The organism is Pseudoduganella rivuli, from assembly GCF_009674485.1.
Taxonomy (GTDB): domain Bacteria; phylum Pseudomonadota; class Gammaproteobacteria; order Burkholderiales; family Burkholderiaceae_D; genus Rugamonas; species Rugamonas rivuli_B.
In genome coordinates, this window is record NZ_WKJJ01000003.1 from 372,545 (window position 1) to 391,408 (window position 18,864).

Genomic DNA, 18,864 nt, shown 5'->3' on the forward strand with positions numbered 1-18,864 from the left:
TGCGTTATTGCGACGCGTCCAGGTGGACGGCGTAACCGCTCTGGCCCGGCGCGATCTCGTCGCGCAACGTCAGCGCGGGGATCATGTAATCGCCCATGTTTTGCTTGCGGTACGGGATCGGCGCCGTGGTGGCCAATGTATCGAGGCGCTGCCCCAGTGCCGACCGCACGTCCGCGAAGCGCGCTTCATCCATGCGGCTGGTGCGGTACACAACAAAGGGTGGCAGTACGTCGAATCCCGGGTAGTGCAATACGCCATGCTGGATCGGGAACAATACGTCGTCGATCGGGCCATTGATGCCGCGCGGGCTGTAATGGGATTCCCAGCCGCCGGTGGTGACCACCAGCATGGCGCGCTTGCCGGACATGGCGCCCTGGCCATAGCGTTCGCCCCACCGTTGATCCGAATGTTCGCCCACGCCATAGGCAAAACCATAGGCATAGACCCGGTCGATCCATCCCTTGAGGATGGCCGGCATGGAAAACCACCATAGCGGGAATTGCAGGATCACGGTATCGGCCCAGCGCAGCTTGTCCTGCTCCCGTGCGATGTCCGGGCTTTGCACACCGTTCGCATAAGCGTGCTTCGAGTCGAGCGATGGATGGAAGTGCGGGCCGACGGGCGCGGCCAGGCTGTCGGTCGCGTCGATCGGCGCTTTCCAATCCATCGCATACAGGTCCGACACTTGCACCGTATGGCCCTGCGCTTGCAGGTGTTGCACGGAAAAGTCCTTGAGGGCGCCATTCAGTGAATGGGGTTCCGGGTGGGCGTAGACGATCAGGATATTCATGGTGTGGCTCAAAAGAAGTGGTGGAGCCGTCAGGATAGGCATTGCTGCGGTATAGTTGAAATGAATAGTTGAAATTGCAGGTATATTGAAAGTTAATGTCCATGAATGATCTGCGCCGGCTGGACCTGAACCTGCTCGTGACGCTGGACGTGTTGCTGGCCGAGCGCAACGTCACGCGCGCCGCGCAGCGGCTGCATTTTTCGCAGCCATCGGTCAGCGTGCACCTGGCCAAGTTGCGCGACATCTTTGGCGACCCGCTGTTGTTGCCCGGCCCGCGCGGCATGCAGCCGACAGCGCGCGCGGAAGAGTTAAGGACGCCGCTGCGGCAGGCGCTGGAAGCGCTGTCCCAGGCCGTGCAGCCGGGCAAACCGTTCGACCCCGCCACGGCGGACAACACGTGGCGCGTGGCGGCGGCCGATTATGGCGAAACCGCCGTGCTGTTACCTGCGTTGGCCGGTTTGAGAAAGGCCGCGCCGGGCACGCGGCTGGCGGTCGTGCAACTGGAGCCGGCCCGCATCGCCAAACTGGCGGAGCAGGGCGATATCGACCTGGCGCTGCATACGGCGGAAGGCGCGCCGCAACATTTGCACCGGCAAACCTTGTTCAGCGAACAATATGTGCTGGCGGGGCGCAGCGGCCATCCGCATTTGAAACGGGCGCCGACCTTGGCGCAGTTTTGCAAGCTGGAACACGTGATTGTGTCGACCGCCGGCGGCGCCTTTTACGGCGTCACCGATGACGCGCTGGCGCAGCGGGGCTTACAGCGCAAGGTGGTGCTGTCGGTGCCCCACTTCCTGTTCGTACGCGCCGCGCTGCTGTCGACCGACCTGGTGGCCATGCTGCCGTCGCGGCTGGTGCGCGGGATGCCCGGCTTGCGCGTGGTGGCGCCGCCGGTGGACGTGCGCGGTTATGACATGGTGATGGTGTGGCATGAACGCAGCCACCGCGATCCTGCCCACCAGTGGCTGCGCAGCCATATCGCGGCCTCGGTGTAGACCCTCAAGGTGGTATCATGACAGTCACCATGACTGAACAAACGATATACGAAGCCATCGGCGGCGAACTGAAGTTGCGCGAGATGGTGGACCGCTTTTATGACTTGATGGAACTGGAGCCGGAATTCGCGGTCATCCGCGCCCTGCATCCCCCCACCACCGAAGGTTCGCGCGACAAGCTGTTCTGGTTCCTGTCCGGCTGGATGGGCGGGCCGGATGCGTTTGTCGAACGCTTTGGCCACCCGCGCCTGCGGGCGCGCCATCTGCCATTCCCGATCGGCACCACCGAGCGCGACCAGTGGTTGCGCGCCATGGCCTGGGCCATGGAAGACGTGGGTATCCATGAAGAATTGCGCGTACGGCTGATGCAATCGTTTTACCAGACGGCCGACTGGATGCGTAATCACCCGCATTAATACGGTTCCTGCTGTAGGGCGGATTTGGACTGTGATGAGCAACGTGGAATTGCTGGCTATATTGGCGCTGGGCGCCGTGATCGTGGCGTTGCAAGTGGTGACGCTGTTGCGCACCCGCGCCCCGCAGCAGGACAAGGGCGTGGCCGAGCTGGCAACGGGACTGGAGCGCCTCGAGCGCGAAGTGCGCCTGCAGTTGCAGGCCACGGCGCAGGCGTCGCGCCAGGAAACCGCGCAAATCCTCGCGCAATCCCATGCCGCCACCGTGCAGCAGCTGGACGTGATGCGGCGCCAGATCGAAGCGCTGACGGAATCGAGCGCGCGCCGCCTGCTGGAAGTGCGCGCCACCCTGGAAGTCAAAATGCGCGAGCTGCAAGCCGACAACGGCGCCCGGCTGGAAGAGATGCGCAAGACGGTCGATGAAAAACTGCACGCGACGCTGGAAGAACGGCTGTCGGCATCGTTCAGGCAAGTGTCGGAGCGGCTCGAGCGCGTTCACCAGGGCCTGGGTGAAATGCAGCAACTGGCGCTGGGCGTGGGGGACTTGAAACGCGTGCTGACCAACGTGAAAACCCGCGGCACGTGGGGCGAAGTCCAGTTGGAAATGCTGCTGGAACAAGTGCTGACGCCGGACCAGTATGCGAAAAACGTGGAAACCGTGGCCGGCTCGAATGCGCGCGTGGAATTCGCGCTGAAATTGCCGGGCAAGCGCGATGGCGAAGCGCCCGTGTGGATGCCGATCGACGCCAAATTCCCGAAAGAACAATACGAACGCCTGATCGATGCCGCCGAGCGGGCCGACGCGGATGGCGTGGCGCTGGCCGGGCGCGAGCTGGAACGCGCCGTGCGCAACGAAGCGAAAACCATTGCCGACAAATACCTGGCGCCGCCGGCGACCACCGACTTCGCGATCCTGTTCCTGCCGACGGAAGGTCTGTATGCGGAAGTCATGCGCCGCCCGGGACTGGCCGATGAATTGCAGAGAACTAATCGCATCAGCATTGCGGGGCCGTCGACATTGATGGCGTTGCTGAACAGCTTGCAGATGGGCTTCCGCTCGCTCGCGCTGGAAAAGCGCTCGTCGGAAGTGTGGCAAGTGCTGGGCGCCGTGAAGACGGAGTTCGCCAAGTTTGGCGACGTGCTGGCCACTACGCGGCTCACGCTGGAAAAGGCGGCGCGCAATATTGAAACGGCGGAAGTGCGCAGCCGGCAAATGGCGCGCAAATTGAAGTCGGTGGAGGCGCTGCCGGATGCCGCGGCGCAGCAGTTGCTGGGGCAGGGCGAAAGCACGGACGACACTGACGCGGCCTGATGCCGCCATGCATGCGTCCCAGTGGCAGCGAACGTACCGACGTGCATGCATGGCGGCTTTCGCGTTGCGAAAACCGCCCTACGGAGCGACCGTAGTTGGCGCTGGAATCAGATCAGCCCTTCAAACATCACCACTTCGACCAGTTCTCCCGCCGCCACGTCGCCCTGCTCGTGTGGCAACACCACCATGCAATTGGCTTCCGACATCGAGCGCAGGATGCCGGAGCCCTGCGATCCGGTAATCCGCACTTCGCGCTCGCCATTGGGCGCAATGTAAATGATGCCGCGTTGATATTCCGTGCGTCCCGGTTTCTTGCGCAGCGTCACCGCGCTGCGGGCGCGCACCGTGAAGTGGCTGGCCGTGGTGCCCATCATTTTCATCAGGCCGGGCCGGACGAAGAAATAAAACGCCACCATGGCCGCGACCGGATTGCCGGGCAAGCCGAACAGCCAGGACTGCCGGCCTTCGGAGGCAATGCGGCCAAACGCCATCGGGCGGCCGGGACGCATGTCCAGGTTCCAGAAGCCGACGTCGCCCAGTTCCGTCATGATGGATTTGATGTAATCGGCCGCCCCGGCCGACACGCCGCCGCTGGTGATGACCGCGTCGGCGCTGGTGCAGGCCGTGCGCAGCGCTTCTTCCAGCGCGGCGCGGTCGTCGCGCACGGCGCCCATGTCGATCACGTCGCAGCCCAGTCGCGTCAGCATGCCGTACAAGGTGTAGCGGTTGCTGTCATAGATGCAGCCCGGCTCCAAGGCTTCGCCGATCGAACGCAATTCATCGCCGGTGGAAAAGAAGGCCACGCGCAGGCGGCGCCGCACCGGCACTTCGGCCATCCCCAGCGACGCCAGCAGGCCGAGGTCGGCCGGCGTGACGATCTTGCCCTGGTGCAGAGCGGGTTTGCCGATGGCCAGGTCTTCGCCCTTGAAACGGCGGTTGGCGCCGGTCTTGATGGTGCCGGGGGCGATGGTGACGCTGTCAGGCGTGATGGCGGCAGCCAATTCCTGCGGCAGCACGGTATCGAGGCCGTCCGGCATGACGCCGCCCGTCATGATGCGGGCGCACTCGCCGGTCGGGATGTGGACGCCGGACGGGCGGCCGGCCAGCACGGTGGCCGCCACGCGCAAGGTGGTGGGCGCATCGGCCGACAGGTCGGCGCCACGGAAGGCATAGCCGTCCATGGCGGAATTGTCGTGCGCGGGGACGTCGATGGGGGAAATGACATCGGTGGCCAGGACGCGCTCCAGCGCCTGGCGCAGCGCGACTTTTTCCACGGCGGTGACCGGCGTGATGGCATCGCGGATGATGCGCTGCGCTTCGCCGGCCGACAGCGACGCCTTGCGGCCAAAACCGCTGGCGGCGGGTTCGGCCAGCTTTTCCATGTCTTTCAGGTCGGCCAGCGTATTGATGTTGCGAAATGCGCCGGCTTCCTGGAACAGCACCTGCGTGACCTTGATCGCGCCATACCAGCCATCCATGCGGCGTCCGCCGGTTTCCAGGTAGGCATCGAGTTTGGGCAGCACGGATTTTTTCATCAGCGCGAACACGGGGTGCACGCGGCGGTAAGCGTCGCCGCTTTCATCGGCATCCATGGTCACGGCCACGGCCAGGTCGGCATCGTCGCGCAGCAGCGCTTCGGCCAGGCGGACACCCAGGTCGTCCGGCAGGAATGGCGAGTCGCAGGGGGCGGTCAAGAGCCAGTCCGTCTCGCAGCGGCGCAAACCGGTCTGCAAGCCGGCCAGCGGCCCTTCGAACCCGGTGAGGTCATCCTGCCAGACGGGCGCGTCCGAATTGGCGGCGACGGCGATCGATGCATAGGCGGCCTGGTTGCGGTTGGCGTTGATGGCCAGTTGCGCCACCTGCGGCGCCAGCCGTTGCAGCACGTGGGCGGCCAGCGGACCGCCGCGGAATGGCTGCAATCCCTTGTCGACGCGTCCCATGCGGGTGCCGCGGCCGCCGGCCAGGATCATGCCGGTCATCTTGTGCTTGAAAGTCAAACCATCCCCCGAGAGTAGCCGTTGAGTTGCATGCGGGTGCATCTACGGCAGTCTAACGGGCGATGCCGGACTTGGAAAGAATTCAACCGCCGATATAGGACATTTCCACCTTGCGGGCGGAAGCGGGCAGGGCGGTCTGGCTGGTGCGCAACTCGGAATAACGGTCGCCCCGCGCCTGCCACAGGTGGCTGACGGCGCCGCTGATTTCCGCATCGGACGCGCCATTGCGCAGCAGCGCGCGCAAATCGTGGCCGCGGGTGGCGAACAGGCAGGTATACAGCTTGCCTTCGGTGGACAGGCGCGCCCGCGAACAATCCTTGCAGAATGCCTGGGTGACGCTGGAAATCAGGCCGATTTCACCGCCGCCATCGGTATAGCGCCACCGTTCGGCGGTTTCACCCGTGTAATTGGCGGCAATCGGTTCGATCGGCATTTCCGCATTGATGCGCCGCGCGACTTCCGCTGACGGCACCACTTCATCGAGTTTCCAGCCATTCGATGCGCCCACGTCCATGTATTCGATAAAGCGCAGGATGAAGGGGCTGCCCTTGAAATAGCGCGCCATGGGCAGGATTTCCTGGTCATTCATGCCGCCTTTGACCACCATGTTGACCTTGATGGGCCCCAGTCCCACCTTGTGGGCGACATCGAGGCCGTCCAGCACGTCGCCCACGGCGAAATCCACGTCATTCATGCGCTTGAACACGGCATCGTCCATCGCGTCCAGCGACACGGTGACGCGTTGCAAACCCGCATCTTTCAGCGCTTGCGCCTTGCGGGCCAGCAGCGAACCGTTGGTGGTCAAGGTCAGGTCGAGCGGTTTGCCGTGCACGGTCTTTAACTGCGCCAGCATCTCGATGAGCTTTTCTATATTCTTGCGCAACAGCGGTTCGCCGCCCGTCAGGCGCAGCTTTTCCACGCCGTGTTCAATGAAAATCTGCGCGATACGCGTGATTTCCTCGAAGCTCAGCAGCGAAGAGTGGGGCAGGTAGTTGTAATCCTTGTCGAACACTTCCTTGGGCATGCAATACACGCAACGGAAGTTGCAGCGGTCCGTGACGGAAATGCGCAAGTCGTGCAAGGGGCGGGCGAGCTGGTCGCGCAGGCTGCCGGTGGGCGCCTGCAACACGTCGGGCACGAAGGCAGACTGGGCCCGCTGGTCGGTAAAAACAATAATTTTCTCGGACATACAGTAACGATAGCACGACGCCAGCGACCCCGTCGGCAGCGGCGTGGATTTCACCTGTACGCCGCCGCGCATATCCGTGCCTGCCCCCATCGGCAGGACGAAAAAAAGGGAGGCGCACAGGCCTCCCTTTCTTGTCTACCGCTTAAGCAAGCTTAGCGGCGGGTGCTGACCTGGACCAGCGGTTCGTTCGACTGCGGCGGCAGCGGCTTGCGCTCGCGCGGCACGCGCACGGGCGGGGCCACCTGGGCGGCAGCTTCCTGCGCGGCGCGCAGCTTGGCCGGGTCGGTCGATGCCAGGGTCAGGCCGGCGGCTTCCAGGATCGCGTTCATGTCGCTTTGCGGTTTCGCTGCTGGCGCTGGTGCAGGAGCAGCAACAACTGGCGCGGCTTCCACGACTGGCGCGGGAGCGGCCACTGGCGCAGCTTCCACCACTGGCGCAGCTTCAATGGCCGGGGCGGCGGCTTCCACCACAGCTGGTGCGGCAACTGGCTCCGCTGCCGGAGCAGCAGGCGCAGCTTCCGCCGCCGGCGCCGTGTAGGCGTACTCGGCAACTGGAGCAGGTTCCGGCACGACCGGTGCAGCTTGTGCAGCAGCAACTGCTTGCTCGATCAGCGAAGCAGGCGCTTCCTCAGCAGGCGCGGCAACCGGTGCGGCAACCTCGGCAACCGGCGCTACGTCAGCCACCGGCGCGGCAACTTCCACTGCGGCGGCAGGCGTGACCACGGGAGCAACCTCAACCGCAGTGGTTTCCGCCACGGCAGCGGGCGCTGCCTCAGCAACCGGCGCAGCTTCGGCAACAACCGCCGGCGCCACGTCGGCAACAGGCGCGGCAGGCACTGGCGCAACTTCAGCAACCGGAGCAGCCGGAGCTGCAACTTCAGCAGCAGGCGCCGCAGTTACCGGAGCAGTCTCGGCAACCGGAGTCGCAGGCGCTGGCGCAGTCTCGGCAACCGTTGCAGCCACGGCAGGCGCTGCTTCCGCACCTTCTTCCGGCGCCACGGTGAAGCTGATCACCGGGCTGCGTTCCGCGCCGTCCGCACCCTCAACACCCTCGGCGCCTTCGCGCTCGCGGCGGTTACGGTTGCGGCCGCCACGACGGCGGCGGCGGCGCGGCTCGTCGCCGCCTTCCGCGCCTTCGTCATCGCCTTCCGGACCAGCGTTGGCCGCCAGTTTCTGTGGCGCTTCCACCACAGGCGCCTGGGCAGCAACACCCGGTACACCCGGTGCAACGGCCGTCAGCGCCACGGCGCCCGCAGCCAATACTGCCGCTTCGTCGGTTTTCACTTCAACGGCTTTGTCGGCACGCGGTTCACGCGGCGGGCGTTGTGGACGCTCGCCACGTTCAGGACGCTCACCACGTTCGGCGCGTTCACCACGCTCGGCACGCTGGCCCTGCGCTTCGGCTGGTGCGCCTTCGCGGGCTTCACGCGGTTCGCGCGGCGGACGCGGCGGGCGGGCTGGGCGGACCTGCGCATCGGCGGCCGGCTTGGCGCCTTCCTCACCGGCGGCACGGGCGCCCGGTTCGCGCTCTTCGCGGCCCGGCTTGCCATTGCGTTCATTGCGATTGCGGCCACGCTGGCCACGGGCGTTGCGTTCCTGGCGGTCACCCGCCGGCTTGGTCGTGACGATGGTTGGTGCAACCGGCGCCACTGGCGCTGGTTCTTCCTCTTTGCCGGAGAAGAACGAGAACAGGCGGGCAAAGAAACCCTTTTCCGCAGGGGCCGGCGCCGGTGCGGCGACAGGTGCTGCGGCCGGCTTCGCGGCTTCGGCGGCCTTGCGGTCCACCATCGGCGCCGGCTGTTCCGGCGTGATGGTTTTCACCACGGCTTCCTGGCGCGGCTTGGCTTCTTCCTTCTGGCGTTTCGCGTAAGCCATATCGGTTTCGGCCGACTCCGCCAGCGTGTAGCTGGCAGCGTGGTCTTCCAGGCGCGGATCGTCGTGCTTGATGCGTTCCAGCTTGTAGTGCGGCGTGTCCAGGTGCTTGTTCGGAATCAGGATCACGGTGATGCGGTGACGGTTCTCGATCTTCAGCACTTCGCCGCGTTTTTCGTTCAGCAGGAAGGCTGCCACGTCCACCGGCACTTGCACGTGGATGGTGGCCGAGTTTTCCTTCATCGCCTCTTCCTGGATGATGCGCAGCACCTGCAGGGCGGACGATTCGGTATCGCGGATGTGGCCGGTGCCGGAGCAGCGCGGGCACGTCACGTGCGAACCTTCGGACAGCGACGGACGCAGGCGCTGGCGCGACAGTTCCATCAGGCCGAAGCGGGAAATCTTGCCCATTTGTACACGGGCACGGTCGTGGTGCAGGGCGTCTTTCAGGCGCTGCTCCACTTCGCGCTGGTTCTTCGACACTTCCATGTCGATGAAGTCAATCACGATCAGGCCGCCCAGGTCGCGCAGGCGCAACTGACGGGCCACTTCTTCGGCCGCTTCCAGGTTGGTGTTGAAGGCGGTGGTCTCGATGTCGGAACCGCGGGTGGCGCGGGCCGAGTTGACGTCGACGGACACCAGTGCTTCGGTGTGGTCGATCACGATGGCGCCGCCCGATGGCAGCGGCACGGTACGGGAATACGCGGTTTCGATCTGGTGTTCGATCTGGAAACGGGAGAACAGCGGCACGTCGTCGCTGTAGCGTTTCACGCGGTGCACCATGTCCGGCATCACGTGGCTCATGAACTGGTGAGCCTGTTCGTAGATGTCGTCCGTATCGATCAGGATTTCGCCGATGTCCGGCTGGAAATAATCGCGGATGGCGCGGATCACCAGCGACGATTCCTGGTAAATCAGGAACGCGCCGGAAGCCGCTTTCGACGCGCCTTCGATCGCGCGCCACAGTTGCATCAGGTAATTCAAGTCCCACTGCAGTTCTTCGACCGTGCGGCCGATGCCTGCGGTGCGGGCAATCACGGACATGCCTTGTGGCAAGTCCAGTTTGTCCATGGTTTCGCGCAATTCCTGGCGCTCTTCCCCTTCGACACGGCGCGATACGCCGCCGCCGCGCGGATTGTTCGGCATCAGGACCAGGTAACGGCCGGCCAGCGAGATGAAGGAGGTGAGGGCGGCGCCTTTATTGCCGCGCTCTTCCTTTTCCACCTGCACCATGATTTCCTGGCCTTCGCGCAGCGCTTCCTTGACGGACGCGTTGCGGACATCGACGCCTTCGCGGAAGTAGCTGCGCGCCACTTCCTTGAAGGGCAGGAAACCGTGACGGTCTTCGCCGTAGCTGACGAAGCAGGCTTCCAGCGATGGTTCGATACGGGTGATGACGCCTTTATAGATGTTGGATTTGCGCTGCTCGCGGCCGGCGGTTTCGATGTCGATATCGATCAGTTTCTGACCATCGACAATCGCTACCCGCAGTTCCTCTTGCTGCGTAGCATTAAACAACATGCGTTTCATTTTTTTAAACTCCGCGGCCCCATAGGCCTCTCAAGCCGCTCCCTCGCGGGAACGGCGTAGTACATGGGATATACGCGGGAGAAAGGAGGCTGCGGAAAATGCCTCGTCATGCGGCGCAGCAGGGGGGCGCGGTTGCCCGCAGTTACCCCAGCCCGCCGCAAAGGGCGCATGAAGCCAATCGTCATGCCGAGTGCGCGCACTGCCTGTAAGCTCATCTGCGCGGCCCTTATTGATAGATAAGGGGGGCGGAGCACAACAGCAGGCGTGCGCAAATCGTCGAGCCAGCGCAACCGCGCCTGGCGAAAACGGCAGCGTTATCAACTTCATCAAACCGGCGAGCAACGACTATGGGCTTGCTCGCCAGACTCATCCTAACTATCCAGCCAATCTAATCCCAGCACCCGTGCCCTCTACCCGATGACAACAGCGGTTGCCACCCTGATATGCGCACGAGTGTGCGTATACGTTTTTTTTCCACCGAATTTGCAATCTGGCGAGGCCAGTGGATACGCCCCTGTGTAGAATGTGCTTTTAATTCTTACACTTGCAGCAGGGTTAACCGCAGCAAAACAATTATATATTCAAAATGAAGGACTTAGAGAGATTTTCTGGGAAGATAGGCAATAAGGGTACGAAAATACCGCCTGAAAAGGCACCCCAAGCTTCCCCAACACAGGTCCTGCCGCAAGCACAATTCCTGACGATCACCGAAGAAGAAGCCGGACAACGGATAGATAACTACCTGTTGCGGATCTGCAAAGGTGTGCCGAAAAGCCATGTCTACCGCATCCTGCGCTCCGGTGAAGTGCGCGTCAATAAAGGCCGCATCGACCAGTTATACCGCCTGGTGGAAGGCGATATCGTGCGCGTGCCGCCGATCCGCCTGGCTGAAAAAGCCGAAGCGGTGGTGCCGGCGTGTGAATTCGATATTATTTTCGAGGACAGCCATTTACTGGTGATCGATAAACCGGCCGGCGTCGCCGTGCATGGCGGTTCCGGTGTGTCGTTCGGCGTCATCGAGCAATTGCGTGCGTCCCGTCCCGACGCGAAATTCCTGGAACTGGTGCACCGGCTGGACCGCGACACGTCCGGTTTGCTGTTGCTGGCCAAGAAACGCTCGGCGCTGACCAACCTGCACGAACAAATGCGCGACGGGCATACGGATAAGCGATACCTGACCCTGGCCGTGGGCGACTGGAAGAACGCTCGTCAGCATGTTAAATTGCCATTGCGTAAATATTCCACGCCGGATGGCGAGCGGCGTGTGTCGGTGTCGGAAGATGGCTTGCCGTCGCACACGGTATTTACACTGTTGAAGAAGTTTGCGGGCTTTGCGTTGCTGGAAGCCGAACTGAAGACGGGGCGTACGCACCAGATCCGCGTGCACCTGGCATCGTCGGGCTTTCCTATCGCAGGTGATGATAAATATGGCGATTTTGCATTGAACAAGGCGCTTCAAAAAGCCGACGCCACGCGTGGCGCGCTGAAGCGGATGTTCCTGCATGCACACCAGATTACGTTTACCCATCCGGAAACGGGCAAGGTCATGACCTTGAACGCGCCATTGGCCGCCGAATGCGAGCGATTCTTGGTAAGCTTGGGCAAACCATTGAACTAACAGAGGAGCCGGCGCGGGCGCGCCGGATGTCATGCCAAGAAAGCAATATGATCTGATTGTCTTCGACTGGGACGGGACGTTGATGGATAGCACATCGACGATCGTCAAGTGTATTCAAGCTTCAGCACGTGACCTGGGCTTGCCGGTACCGGGGGAAGACGCCGCGTCGCACGTTATCGGCCTGGGCTTGTATGAAGCCATGCAAGCCGTGTTGCCGAACGTCGATCCCAAATATTATCCGCGCATGGTGGAGCGCTATCGCTACCATTTCCTGTCAAAAGACCACGAATTGACGTTATTTGACGGCGTGGCCGACATGCTGCAAGAGCTGTCAGCGAGCGCTTACTTCCTCGGCGTGGCGACCGGCAAGAGCCGGGTCGGCCTGAACCGCGCGCTGGCGGAAGCAGGCTTGCTGTCGATGTTCGACGCCACCCGCTGTGCCGATGAAACGTTTTCCAAGCCCCATCCAGCCATGCTGCAGGAATTGACGCGCGAACTGGGCCAGGACATGAAGCGCACCGTCATGATCGGCGACACCAGCCACGACATCCTGATGGCGAACAATGCGGGCGCGGCCGGCATCGCTGTCGAATACGGCGCGCATCCGGCTGACCAGCTGCATGCCTGCAACCCCATCTACTCGGCCAAAACCGTGCAGGAATTGCACCAGTGGCTGACCGAGAACGCTTGATGGAAGTCCAGGAAGTCTTGATTTGTCCGGCGGCCGACGTGGAAGAAGGCGGCAGGGGCGTGCGCTTTCCCGTCACGGCGTTTGGCGAAGACGCGACCGGGTTTGTCGTGCGCCACGGCGGCGTGGCCTACGCGTACCTGAACCGCTGCGCCCACGTGCCGATCGAACTGGACTGGGTGCAAGGCGAGTTTTTCGAATCCAGCAAACTCTATATCATGTGTTCCACCCACGGGGCGTTGTACGTGCCGGACAGCGGCTTTTGTGCCGGCGGCCCCTGCCGTGGCGGCCGGCTGCGCCCGATTAAAGTGGTGGAACGCGACCAGCAACTCTATTGGCAGCCTGACGAGTTCATCCGTCCGGCGCGCGCCTGACTGAATAATAATGAGCGAAAACACTAGCGATAGCGCGCCCGGCGCGGACCTTCCGCCCACTCCCGCACCGACGCCGGCCCCTACTTCGGCGCCGACGGCGCCACCACGGGAAGTCGGCGGCCTGAACTGGGAGCGGGAAGTACTGGAAAAACTGGTGCTGTCCACCGTGCGCGAGCGCCGTGCGCACCGGCGCTGGGGCATCTTTTTCAAATTCCTGACCCTGCTGTTGATCCTGTTTGCGGTGGCGACGTATTTCGATATTTCCTGGCCCGGCGCCGATGGTGAAGCGCTGGGACGCCATACGGCGCTGATTGAAATCGACGGCAATATCGAGACGGAAGGCAGCGGCTCGGCCGCCGTCGTGATTCCCGCGCTCAATAAAGCGTTTGCCGACAGTGGCTCGGTGGCCGTGGTGCTGCACATTAACAGCCCCGGTGGCAGTCCCGTGCAGGCCGGCATGATCGTCGACGAAATCCACCGCTTGCGCAAAGGGTACCCAAGCAAGCAACTGTATGTGGTGGTCAATGAGATTTGCGCATCCGGCGGCTATTACATTGCCGCCGCTGCTGACCAGATCTATGTCAACAAGGCCAGCGTGGTGGGTTCCATCGGCGTGCTGATGGAAGGGTTCGGCTTCACGGGCATCATGAGCAAGGCAGGCGTCGAGCGCCGTTTGCTGACCGCAGGGGAAAACAAGGGCTTCATGGATCCCTTCCTGCCGCTGTCGGACAAGCACCGCCAGCATGCGCAAACCATGCTCAATGAAATCCACCAGCAATTCATCGGTGTGGTGCGCGCCGGACGGGGCAAGCGCCTGAAGGAGACGCCGGAAACGTTCTCCGGCCTGTTCTGGACCGGCGAGCGCGCCATCACCATGGGCCTGGCCGATGGCCTGGGCACGGTCGATACCGTGGCGCGCGATGTGATCCACGCGGAAGACATTGTGGACTACACGCAACATGAGGGCTTGCCGGAGCGGGTGCTGAAGAAGTTTGGCGCGGCGATGGGCGAGGGTGTCGTGAAGGCAACCGTTCGCAATGCGGGACGGGAAATCCGCTGAGCAAACGGAGCGGTAAACGTATAGTTGAGCTGATGCGCATCAGTGCGGTTATGCACAGATCGATGTTAGCATTTATGCCTTTTTGACCCTTGAAATCCCCCGAGTGTGGGCTATATTGGTGGTGTAGTTCATTCCAAGGGAGGCCGCAAAACAACCTAACTCGTTGTCTGCACTGTCAGAAACGAACTACTCAACCGCATCACGAATGCGGACTCGAGTGAATTTCAGTTCCTCGCATTGAGTCCCGGGATGGGACTGGAGAACGGCGGCAGAAGTGCCGCTGTTTTCATTTGCGCTTCGCGCATGGATTTCTTCTGCTTCCGAGTGGAAGCCGCCAGACCCCAGCCAGTCCAGGAATTGCCTCTGCGCCTCCCGGCGCCATGCCGCCTGTTCTGTATTGCTGTCGCCTTTTGCCTGGATGAGGATCAACTCGCCAGTGTGTTGCGCCATAAAGTGGAAGACAGACTGGGGCATACGCCCTCCTGATTCTTACAGCGGTTAGGTGGATTCCTACGGTAAATTCAGTGTAATCCTGGGAGCAGCATCAACCTTGATCTATGTCAATTAGCCTGTCGAAGATGCATCTGGTAAAGTCTCGCGAATGAGTAAATTATCTTTAGACCGCATCCTGCAATCGCAGGGCTTTGGCACCCGCAAGTATTGCCGTGCCCTTATCGAAGATGGCGAAGTCAGCATTGCTGGCGAAGTCCATGACAATTACAAGGAAACCCTGGAAACCGACGGCCTGGTGCTGTCCGTGTTCGATGAAGAGTGGGTCGTCCGCGAGCACGTTTATCTTGCGCTGTATAAACCCGCCAATTACGAATGTTCACGCAAGCCCAGCCATCATCCGGGCGTGTTGACGTTGTTGCCGGAACAGTTCACCTGGCGCGACGTGCAGCCGGTTGGCCGTCTCGACCATGACACCACGGGGCTGTTGTTGATGTCCGATGATGGCCCGTTCATTCATGCGCAATCCTCGCCGAAGCGCCACGTGCCCAAGGTATACCAAGCCACCACGGCCGAACCGGTGACGCCGGAGCTGGTGGCCCAGCTACTGTCCGGTGTGCAATTGCATGACGAACCGGCGCCGCTGGCGGCGCTGGTGTGCGAGCAAAAGGGCGAGCATTTGCTGGAGATCGTGCTGGAGCAGGGCAAATACCACCAGGTCAAGCGCATGCTGGCCGCCGCCGGCAACCATTGCAGCGCACTGCACCGCTCGGCGATCGGCGGGCTGGAGCTGGCGTCGCTGGGACTGCAGGAAGGGGAGTGGTGTTATTTGAATGAGGAACAGTTGGCGCTGCTGGCGCCGGTATAAATCGGTCCCGGCGTGCCATGCGTGGTGGGTCACGGCCGCAACTTGCGTCCTTCCCGCCGCCCATGCAACCAGTAATGCTCCATCGCCCCAATCCCTGACGCAGCCACATCGGGATTGGCCGCCAGGTAAAGCGCCCCGTCAAAATCCGCCATCCATCGCATGTTCGGCGGCACGCTGCTTTCCAGGAATGATGCAGGAACCGCCCGTCCGGCATACCGGTGCGGCATCGGTTCGCCGGTGGCGATGTCAGTCAGGTGGCGGAACGCGATACTGCCGTAAAACGGATCCGACATCATCGGGACGTAATACGCACAGTCATCGAAGAAATAATGGGTGACTTGCGACCACCGGGTACGCATCGCGTCGAGCTGCGGCGCACCGCCATGCAACAGGTTGGCGGCCCAGATCAGCGCCTGCCCCTTTTTCGCATGGAAGATTTGCGGCTGTACGCCGTGCTCCTCCACCAATGCACGCCACATGGGTTCATATAACGCCTGGGTCGGCAAATCTTCGCGGTCCGCCGAACATTGGCCGATATGCTCGTTCGTATAGACGGGCCAGCGGTGGCTGCCGGGGTAGTACATCAGCGGCCCATTGTTTTCGTCGACATCGTCCATGGCCACCCACACGCCGCACATGAAGCGCTCGGGGTTGGAGTGAAAGTGCACGGTGTCCGAATGGACGTGTTGCTGCGTGCCGACCGGGAAATTCAAGGTCTGGAATGGCCGTGCGCGCCGGCCGTACAGTTGGCCCAGCAAGGCCAGGATGGCGGGGTTACCGGCGATATTACGCACATCCTGGTTGAACTGCCATGCATCGCGTACCCGCAAGCTGACCCCTTCGCGATGCCCGTGGGCGCGCCAGGCGTCGAAATCGAAACGGTTGCCGAGCGCCGCCTTCACCGACTCCGCCTTGCGGCTGAAATCGGCGTCAGGGAATTCGATCAGCGCGAAACCCTGCGTGGCAAGGCTGTGCGCGACGCTGCGCACGGTGGGATGAATCGCCGGATCGTCGAATATCCGACGGAAGAATGGCGACTCCACCAGCGGAACGCCGGGCAGCAAGTGCTCCATGGTCACGGACGCAGGCGGCGCTTCTCTTTGCGGCCGTACTTCAGATAATGCTCGGCGGGGTTCCAGCCACCATCCGCTACATCGGGGTTGGCGGCAAGGTACAGCTCGCCATCGAAATCATCCCATTGGTGGCCGCCCTGGCCCGAGCACGTTTCGACGAACCCTTGCGGCACCGGGTGACCGGCATAGTGATGGCGCTTTTCTTCGCCCGTGCCGATGTCGACCAGTTTGCGGAAGTCAATCTTGCCGTAAAACGGGTCCGATGCCATCGGCGTGTAATATGAACAATCGTCGAAATAGTAATGCGTCACTTGCGACCAGCGGGTACGCGCCGGATCGACCTGGCGTGATCCGCCATGCATCAGGTTGGCGGCCCAGATCAACGCCTGGCCCTTCCTGGCATGGAAATACTCGGGTTGTGCGCCATGCGACTCTACCAGCGCGCGCCACATTTCTTCATACAGGCCCTGCGTCGGCGTTCCTTCCATCAGCGCCACGCAGCGGCCGATGTGTTCATTTGTATAGATCGGCCAGCGGTGACTGCCAGGGTAATACACCAGCGGGCCGTTTTCGTCGTTAATGTCTTCCATCGCTACCCACACGCCGCACATGAAGCGTTCCGGGCTGGAGCTGAAGTGGATGGAATCCGTATGGATATGTTGTTGCGTGCCGACAGGGAAGTTCAGAGTCTGGAATGGCCAGGCCTTGCGGCCGTACAGTTTGCTCAGCAAGTCCAGGATCTGCGGGTTGCATGCAATACTTTTGACATGGTCATTGAATTCCCATGCATCCTGGACGCGCAAACTGATGCCTTGTTGGTGACCACTTTGTTGCCAGCCTTCCAGGTCATAGTGCGGGCGCAAGTCGGTCTTGATCGCTTCGGCCTTGCCATCGAATTCCGGATCGGGGAAATCGAGGACTGCATAGCCCTTGATTGCCAGTTCCAGCGCTATGCGGCGGGTGTCGTCATCGATAGCCGGATCGCTGAAGATTTGCTGGAAGAAAGGGGACTCGACGTGAGGGACGCCGGGCAGGAGATTCTTCATGGAGAGGCGTAGTAAATCATTAATCGTTCTGTATTGTAACTGTGTTCGGCGACTCTTCGCGAGAGGTGTTTTCTACTGGATTATTCAGGCGCCAGGAGCCGGTTTCCCAATGCGCTGGCGAAGCGGCGCAGGTCGGGAACTGCCGTGGCTTCCCAGTAATTGGCTTTCAGCCATGGACCTATATAAAAAATAACATCCGAAGCCTGATTTTGCTTGTTGATCACAGCGCAGTCAGGTCCTATTTCCAATCCCAGTCCAAGTTTGTCCGCGCGGATATGGCCGTCTTCAAGCAATTGATTCACCAGTGTATTGCCAGTGCCATGGGGATTTGCACACGGACCAGTACAGTTGATGACCCATGCGGTACGCAGGTTGGTGTTTTCCGCGGCACCGCGTAGCTGGACAGTGGCGGTGATGCCACTGTTGCTTTCATCGAAACCGCGCAAGCGGGCAGCCAGAGTGCGGATCACACCTGTTTTTCTTGCACTGTCAAAGCGCTCGAAGACTGCTGGCGCCAACCGGTGGCGGTGCGTATCCCAATACGGTTGTACGTGGCGCAGGAAGCGCCTGCGTTCCTTTTCCGTGTAAGTGAGCCAGATGTCCGCAGTGACGGGGCGCAGCAGCGCCATTGCTTCACGCCAGTCACGCTGTTCCAGGGCGAGTTGTTTGCTGTAATGGCGAAAGCCGCGGAATTGTTCCCTTACAGTTGAAGCATTGCCCCAGATCGTCGACGGCATTTGATTTGCGATGGGCGGATGGGCGCCGTGCCGGTGATGTTGTGGCAACAGCCCGCGCCGCGACACCGCTGTGACCGGGCGCTTGGGATTGCGATGTAACAAGGTCATGGCAATGTCCACCGCGGTAAGCCCGGTTCCCAGCAACAAGACTGGGTCGTCCGGGGCAATGTTTTCCAGCCTTACCGTATCCCACGGATCGCGGATATAGCGCGAGCTGCCGTAGAAAGTCATGTCGGCGATGCGGGGATTGGCAGAAGGAAAGTGTCCGAGCGCAAGCACAACTTTGTCGACCTGCATCGTTTCTCCACATTCCAGTGTCACCATGGCGGACGAGCCATTGGGGACAATCCGGTTCACATGCTGATACAGGCGCTCCAGTTTGGTGCCGGGTTGCGCCTGTCGTTCCGCCTGTTCCAGCAGCCACTCGAGGTAGTCGCCGTAAATACTGCGCGAGACAAAGCTGCCGGCGTGGATGCCGGGATCGCGCATACGTGCGAAGTCCAGGAAATGGTTGGGAAGGTCATCAAAGGCGCTCATATTGCCGGCAGGGACGTTCAGCGTGTGGTCAGGGCTCTGGGTGCCGTATGCCATGCCCCGTGCGACGCGGCCGCTGCCATTTGCGAGGAGAATGCGTAGTGAACCGTTTTGCTGTTGCTGCAGCAACCGGGCGGCGGTGACTGCGCCGGAAAACCCGGCACCGACAATGAGAACGGTTTTCATTATGCCCTTTGTGAATATGCTTATTACTTTTTCGAATTATATTATGACAGCCCCTTGCACGAAGTGGATGGATAGCCTGAAGATTAGTTGTTTTTAATATAGGTGAAACACTTATCTTCTAGTGGGAAATAAA

The 18,864-nt window shown here is 61.6% G+C and carries 16 protein-coding genes; 8 read left to right on the forward strand and 8 right to left on the reverse strand.

Annotated elements, in window-relative coordinates:
* Positions 1 to 4: 4 nt before the first annotated feature.
* Entirely contained in the window at positions 5 to 790 is a 786-nt protein-coding gene (locus GJ700_RS06535) for an NAD(P)H-dependent oxidoreductase (protein ID WP_154371840.1), read from the reverse strand.
* A gap of 101 nt (positions 791 to 891) precedes the next feature.
* On the opposite strand from GJ700_RS06535, the gene GJ700_RS06540 reads away from it, so the two are divergent.
* Genes GJ700_RS06540 through GJ700_RS06550 form a run of 3 tightly spaced genes read left to right on the forward strand, consistent with a single transcriptional unit; the run spans position 892 to position 3,510 of the window.
* On the forward strand, positions 892 to 1,785 hold the full coding sequence (locus tag GJ700_RS06540) for a LysR family transcriptional regulator (protein ID WP_229506851.1): 894 nt from the start codon (positions 892 to 894) through the stop codon (positions 1,783 to 1,785).
* 29 nt (positions 1,786 to 1,814) lie between these two features.
* On the forward strand, positions 1,815 to 2,201 hold the full coding sequence (locus GJ700_RS06545; RefSeq protein WP_229506836.1) for a group II truncated hemoglobin: 387 nt from the start codon (positions 1,815 to 1,817) through the stop codon (positions 2,199 to 2,201).
* A 34-nt stretch (positions 2,202 to 2,235) separates the two neighbouring features.
* Positions 2,236 to 3,510: a DNA recombination protein RmuC gene (locus GJ700_RS06550; protein ID WP_154371843.1), complete on the forward strand. Its 1,275-nt coding sequence runs from the start codon at positions 2,236 to 2,238 to the stop codon at positions 3,508 to 3,510.
* Between the two features lie 107 nt (positions 3,511 to 3,617).
* On the opposite strand, the gene moeA is transcribed toward GJ700_RS06550, so the two are convergent.
* The 3 genes from moeA to GJ700_RS06565 all read right to left on the reverse strand — a co-directional run bounded on the left by moeA (position 3,618) and on the right by GJ700_RS06565 (position 10,097).
* Positions 3,618 to 5,507 (reverse strand): molybdopterin molybdotransferase MoeA, encoded by a 1,890-nt coding sequence (gene moeA, locus GJ700_RS06555; RefSeq protein WP_229506837.1) that lies wholly within the window; start codon positions 5,505 to 5,507, stop codon positions 3,618 to 3,620.
* A gap of 82 nt (positions 5,508 to 5,589) precedes the next feature.
* Positions 5,590 to 6,696: a GTP 3',8-cyclase MoaA gene (moaA, locus tag GJ700_RS06560; RefSeq protein ID WP_154372022.1), complete on the reverse strand. Its 1,107-nt coding sequence runs from the start codon at positions 6,694 to 6,696 to the stop codon at positions 5,590 to 5,592.
* A gap of 152 nt (positions 6,697 to 6,848) precedes the next feature.
* Positions 6,849 to 10,097, reverse strand: a complete 3,249-nt coding sequence (locus GJ700_RS06565; protein WP_154371844.1) for an Rne/Rng family ribonuclease — start codon at positions 10,095 to 10,097, stop codon at positions 6,849 to 6,851.
* A 586-nt stretch (positions 10,098 to 10,683) separates the two neighbouring features.
* Between GJ700_RS06565 and GJ700_RS06570 the strand changes: the two genes are divergently transcribed.
* Genes GJ700_RS06570 through GJ700_RS06585 form a run of 4 tightly spaced genes read left to right on the forward strand, consistent with a single transcriptional unit; the run spans position 10,684 to position 13,837 of the window.
* Positions 10,684 to 11,715: an RluA family pseudouridine synthase gene (locus tag GJ700_RS06570; protein ID WP_154371845.1), complete on the forward strand. Its 1,032-nt coding sequence runs from the start codon at positions 10,684 to 10,686 to the stop codon at positions 11,713 to 11,715.
* Between the two features lie 31 nt (positions 11,716 to 11,746).
* On the forward strand, positions 11,747 to 12,406 hold the full coding sequence (locus GJ700_RS06575; protein WP_154371846.1) for an HAD-IIIA family hydrolase: 660 nt from the start codon (positions 11,747 to 11,749) through the stop codon (positions 12,404 to 12,406).
* The gene (locus GJ700_RS06580) at positions 12,406 to 12,777 is read left to right on the forward strand and encodes a Rieske (2Fe-2S) protein (protein WP_154372024.1); all 372 of its coding nucleotides are present in this window, start codon (positions 12,406 to 12,408) and stop codon (positions 12,775 to 12,777) included. The genes GJ700_RS06575 and GJ700_RS06580 overlap by 1 nt, the downstream gene beginning before the upstream one ends.
* Positions 12,778 to 12,787: 10 nt before the next feature.
* Entirely contained in the window at positions 12,788 to 13,837 is a 1,050-nt protein-coding gene (locus GJ700_RS06585) for a S49 family peptidase (protein ID WP_154371847.1), read from the forward strand.
* A gap of 186 nt (positions 13,838 to 14,023) precedes the next feature.
* Here the strand turns inward: GJ700_RS06585 and GJ700_RS06590 are convergent, their stop codons facing one another.
* Positions 14,024 to 14,311, reverse strand: coding sequence for a hypothetical protein (locus GJ700_RS06590; protein ID WP_154371848.1), 288 nt, complete (start codon positions 14,309 to 14,311; stop codon positions 14,024 to 14,026).
* Positions 14,312 to 14,438: 127 nt separating this feature from the next.
* Between GJ700_RS06590 and GJ700_RS06595 the strand changes: the two genes are divergently transcribed.
* A complete protein-coding gene (locus GJ700_RS06595) occupies positions 14,439 to 15,155 on the forward strand; it encodes a pseudouridine synthase (protein WP_154371849.1) in 717 nt (238 codons plus the stop codon).
* 29 nt (positions 15,156 to 15,184) lie between these two features.
* Here GJ700_RS06595 and GJ700_RS06600 read toward each other — a convergent pair whose 3' ends face one another.
* From GJ700_RS06600 to GJ700_RS06610, 3 genes are all read right to left on the reverse strand, one after another.
* Positions 15,185 to 16,228, reverse strand: a complete 1,044-nt coding sequence (locus tag GJ700_RS06600; protein WP_154371850.1) for a phytanoyl-CoA dioxygenase family protein — start codon at positions 16,226 to 16,228, stop codon at positions 15,185 to 15,187.
* 2 nt (positions 16,229 to 16,230) lie between these two features.
* Complete coding sequence (locus tag GJ700_RS06605) at positions 16,231 to 17,274, reverse strand: phytanoyl-CoA dioxygenase family protein (protein ID WP_154371851.1); 1,044 nt, start codon at positions 17,272 to 17,274, stop codon at positions 16,231 to 16,233.
* Between the two features lie 80 nt (positions 17,275 to 17,354).
* Positions 17,355 to 18,731 carry an FAD/NAD(P)-binding protein gene (locus GJ700_RS06610; RefSeq protein WP_154371852.1) on the reverse strand — a complete coding sequence of 459 codons (1,377 nt, stop codon included), beginning with the start codon at positions 18,729 to 18,731 and terminating at the stop codon, positions 17,355 to 17,357.
* Positions 18,732 to 18,864 lie beyond the last annotated feature (133 nt).

Excerpts from the sequence above, each read along its gene's own strand:
- GJ700_RS06610 (WP_154371852.1), bottom strand. The coding sequence starts at position 18,731 with ATGAAAACCGTTCTCATTGTCGGTGCCGGGTTTTCCGGCGCAGTCACC.
- GJ700_RS06540 (WP_229506851.1), top strand. The coding sequence starts at position 892 with ATGAATGATCTGCGCCGGCTGGACCTGAACCTGCTCGTGACGCTGGAC.
- GJ700_RS06550 (WP_154371843.1), top strand. The coding sequence starts at position 2,236 with ATGAGCAACGTGGAATTGCTGGCTATATTGGCGCTGGGCGCCGTGATC.
- GJ700_RS06570 (WP_154371845.1), top strand. The coding sequence starts at position 10,684 with ATGAAGGACTTAGAGAGATTTTCTGGGAAGATAGGCAATAAGGGTACG.
- GJ700_RS06590 (WP_154371848.1), bottom strand. The coding sequence starts at position 14,311 with ATGCCCCAGTCTGTCTTCCACTTTATGGCGCAACACACTGGCGAGTTG.
- GJ700_RS06585 (WP_154371847.1), top strand. The coding sequence starts at position 12,788 with ATGAGCGAAAACACTAGCGATAGCGCGCCCGGCGCGGACCTTCCGCCC.
- GJ700_RS06575 (WP_154371846.1), top strand. The coding sequence starts at position 11,747 with ATGCCAAGAAAGCAATATGATCTGATTGTCTTCGACTGGGACGGGACG.
- GJ700_RS06600 (WP_154371850.1), bottom strand. The coding sequence starts at position 16,228 with ATGGAGCACTTGCTGCCCGGCGTTCCGCTGGTGGAGTCGCCATTCTTC.
- GJ700_RS06605 (WP_154371851.1), bottom strand. The coding sequence starts at position 17,274 with ATGAAGAATCTCCTGCCCGGCGTCCCTCACGTCGAGTCCCCTTTCTTC.
- moaA (WP_154372022.1), bottom strand. The coding sequence starts at position 6,696 with ATGTCCGAGAAAATTATTGTTTTTACCGACCAGCGGGCCCAGTCTGCC.
- GJ700_RS06595 (WP_154371849.1), top strand. The coding sequence starts at position 14,439 with ATGAGTAAATTATCTTTAGACCGCATCCTGCAATCGCAGGGCTTTGGC.
- GJ700_RS06565 (WP_154371844.1), bottom strand. The coding sequence starts at position 10,097 with ATGAAACGCATGTTGTTTAATGCTACGCAGCAAGAGGAACTGCGGGTA.
- GJ700_RS06545 (WP_229506836.1), top strand. The coding sequence starts at position 1,815 with ATGACTGAACAAACGATATACGAAGCCATCGGCGGCGAACTGAAGTTG.
- GJ700_RS06535 (WP_154371840.1), bottom strand. The coding sequence starts at position 790 with ATGAATATCCTGATCGTCTACGCCCACCCGGAACCCCATTCACTGAAT.
- GJ700_RS06580 (WP_154372024.1), top strand. The coding sequence starts at position 12,406 with ATGGAAGTCCAGGAAGTCTTGATTTGTCCGGCGGCCGACGTGGAAGAA.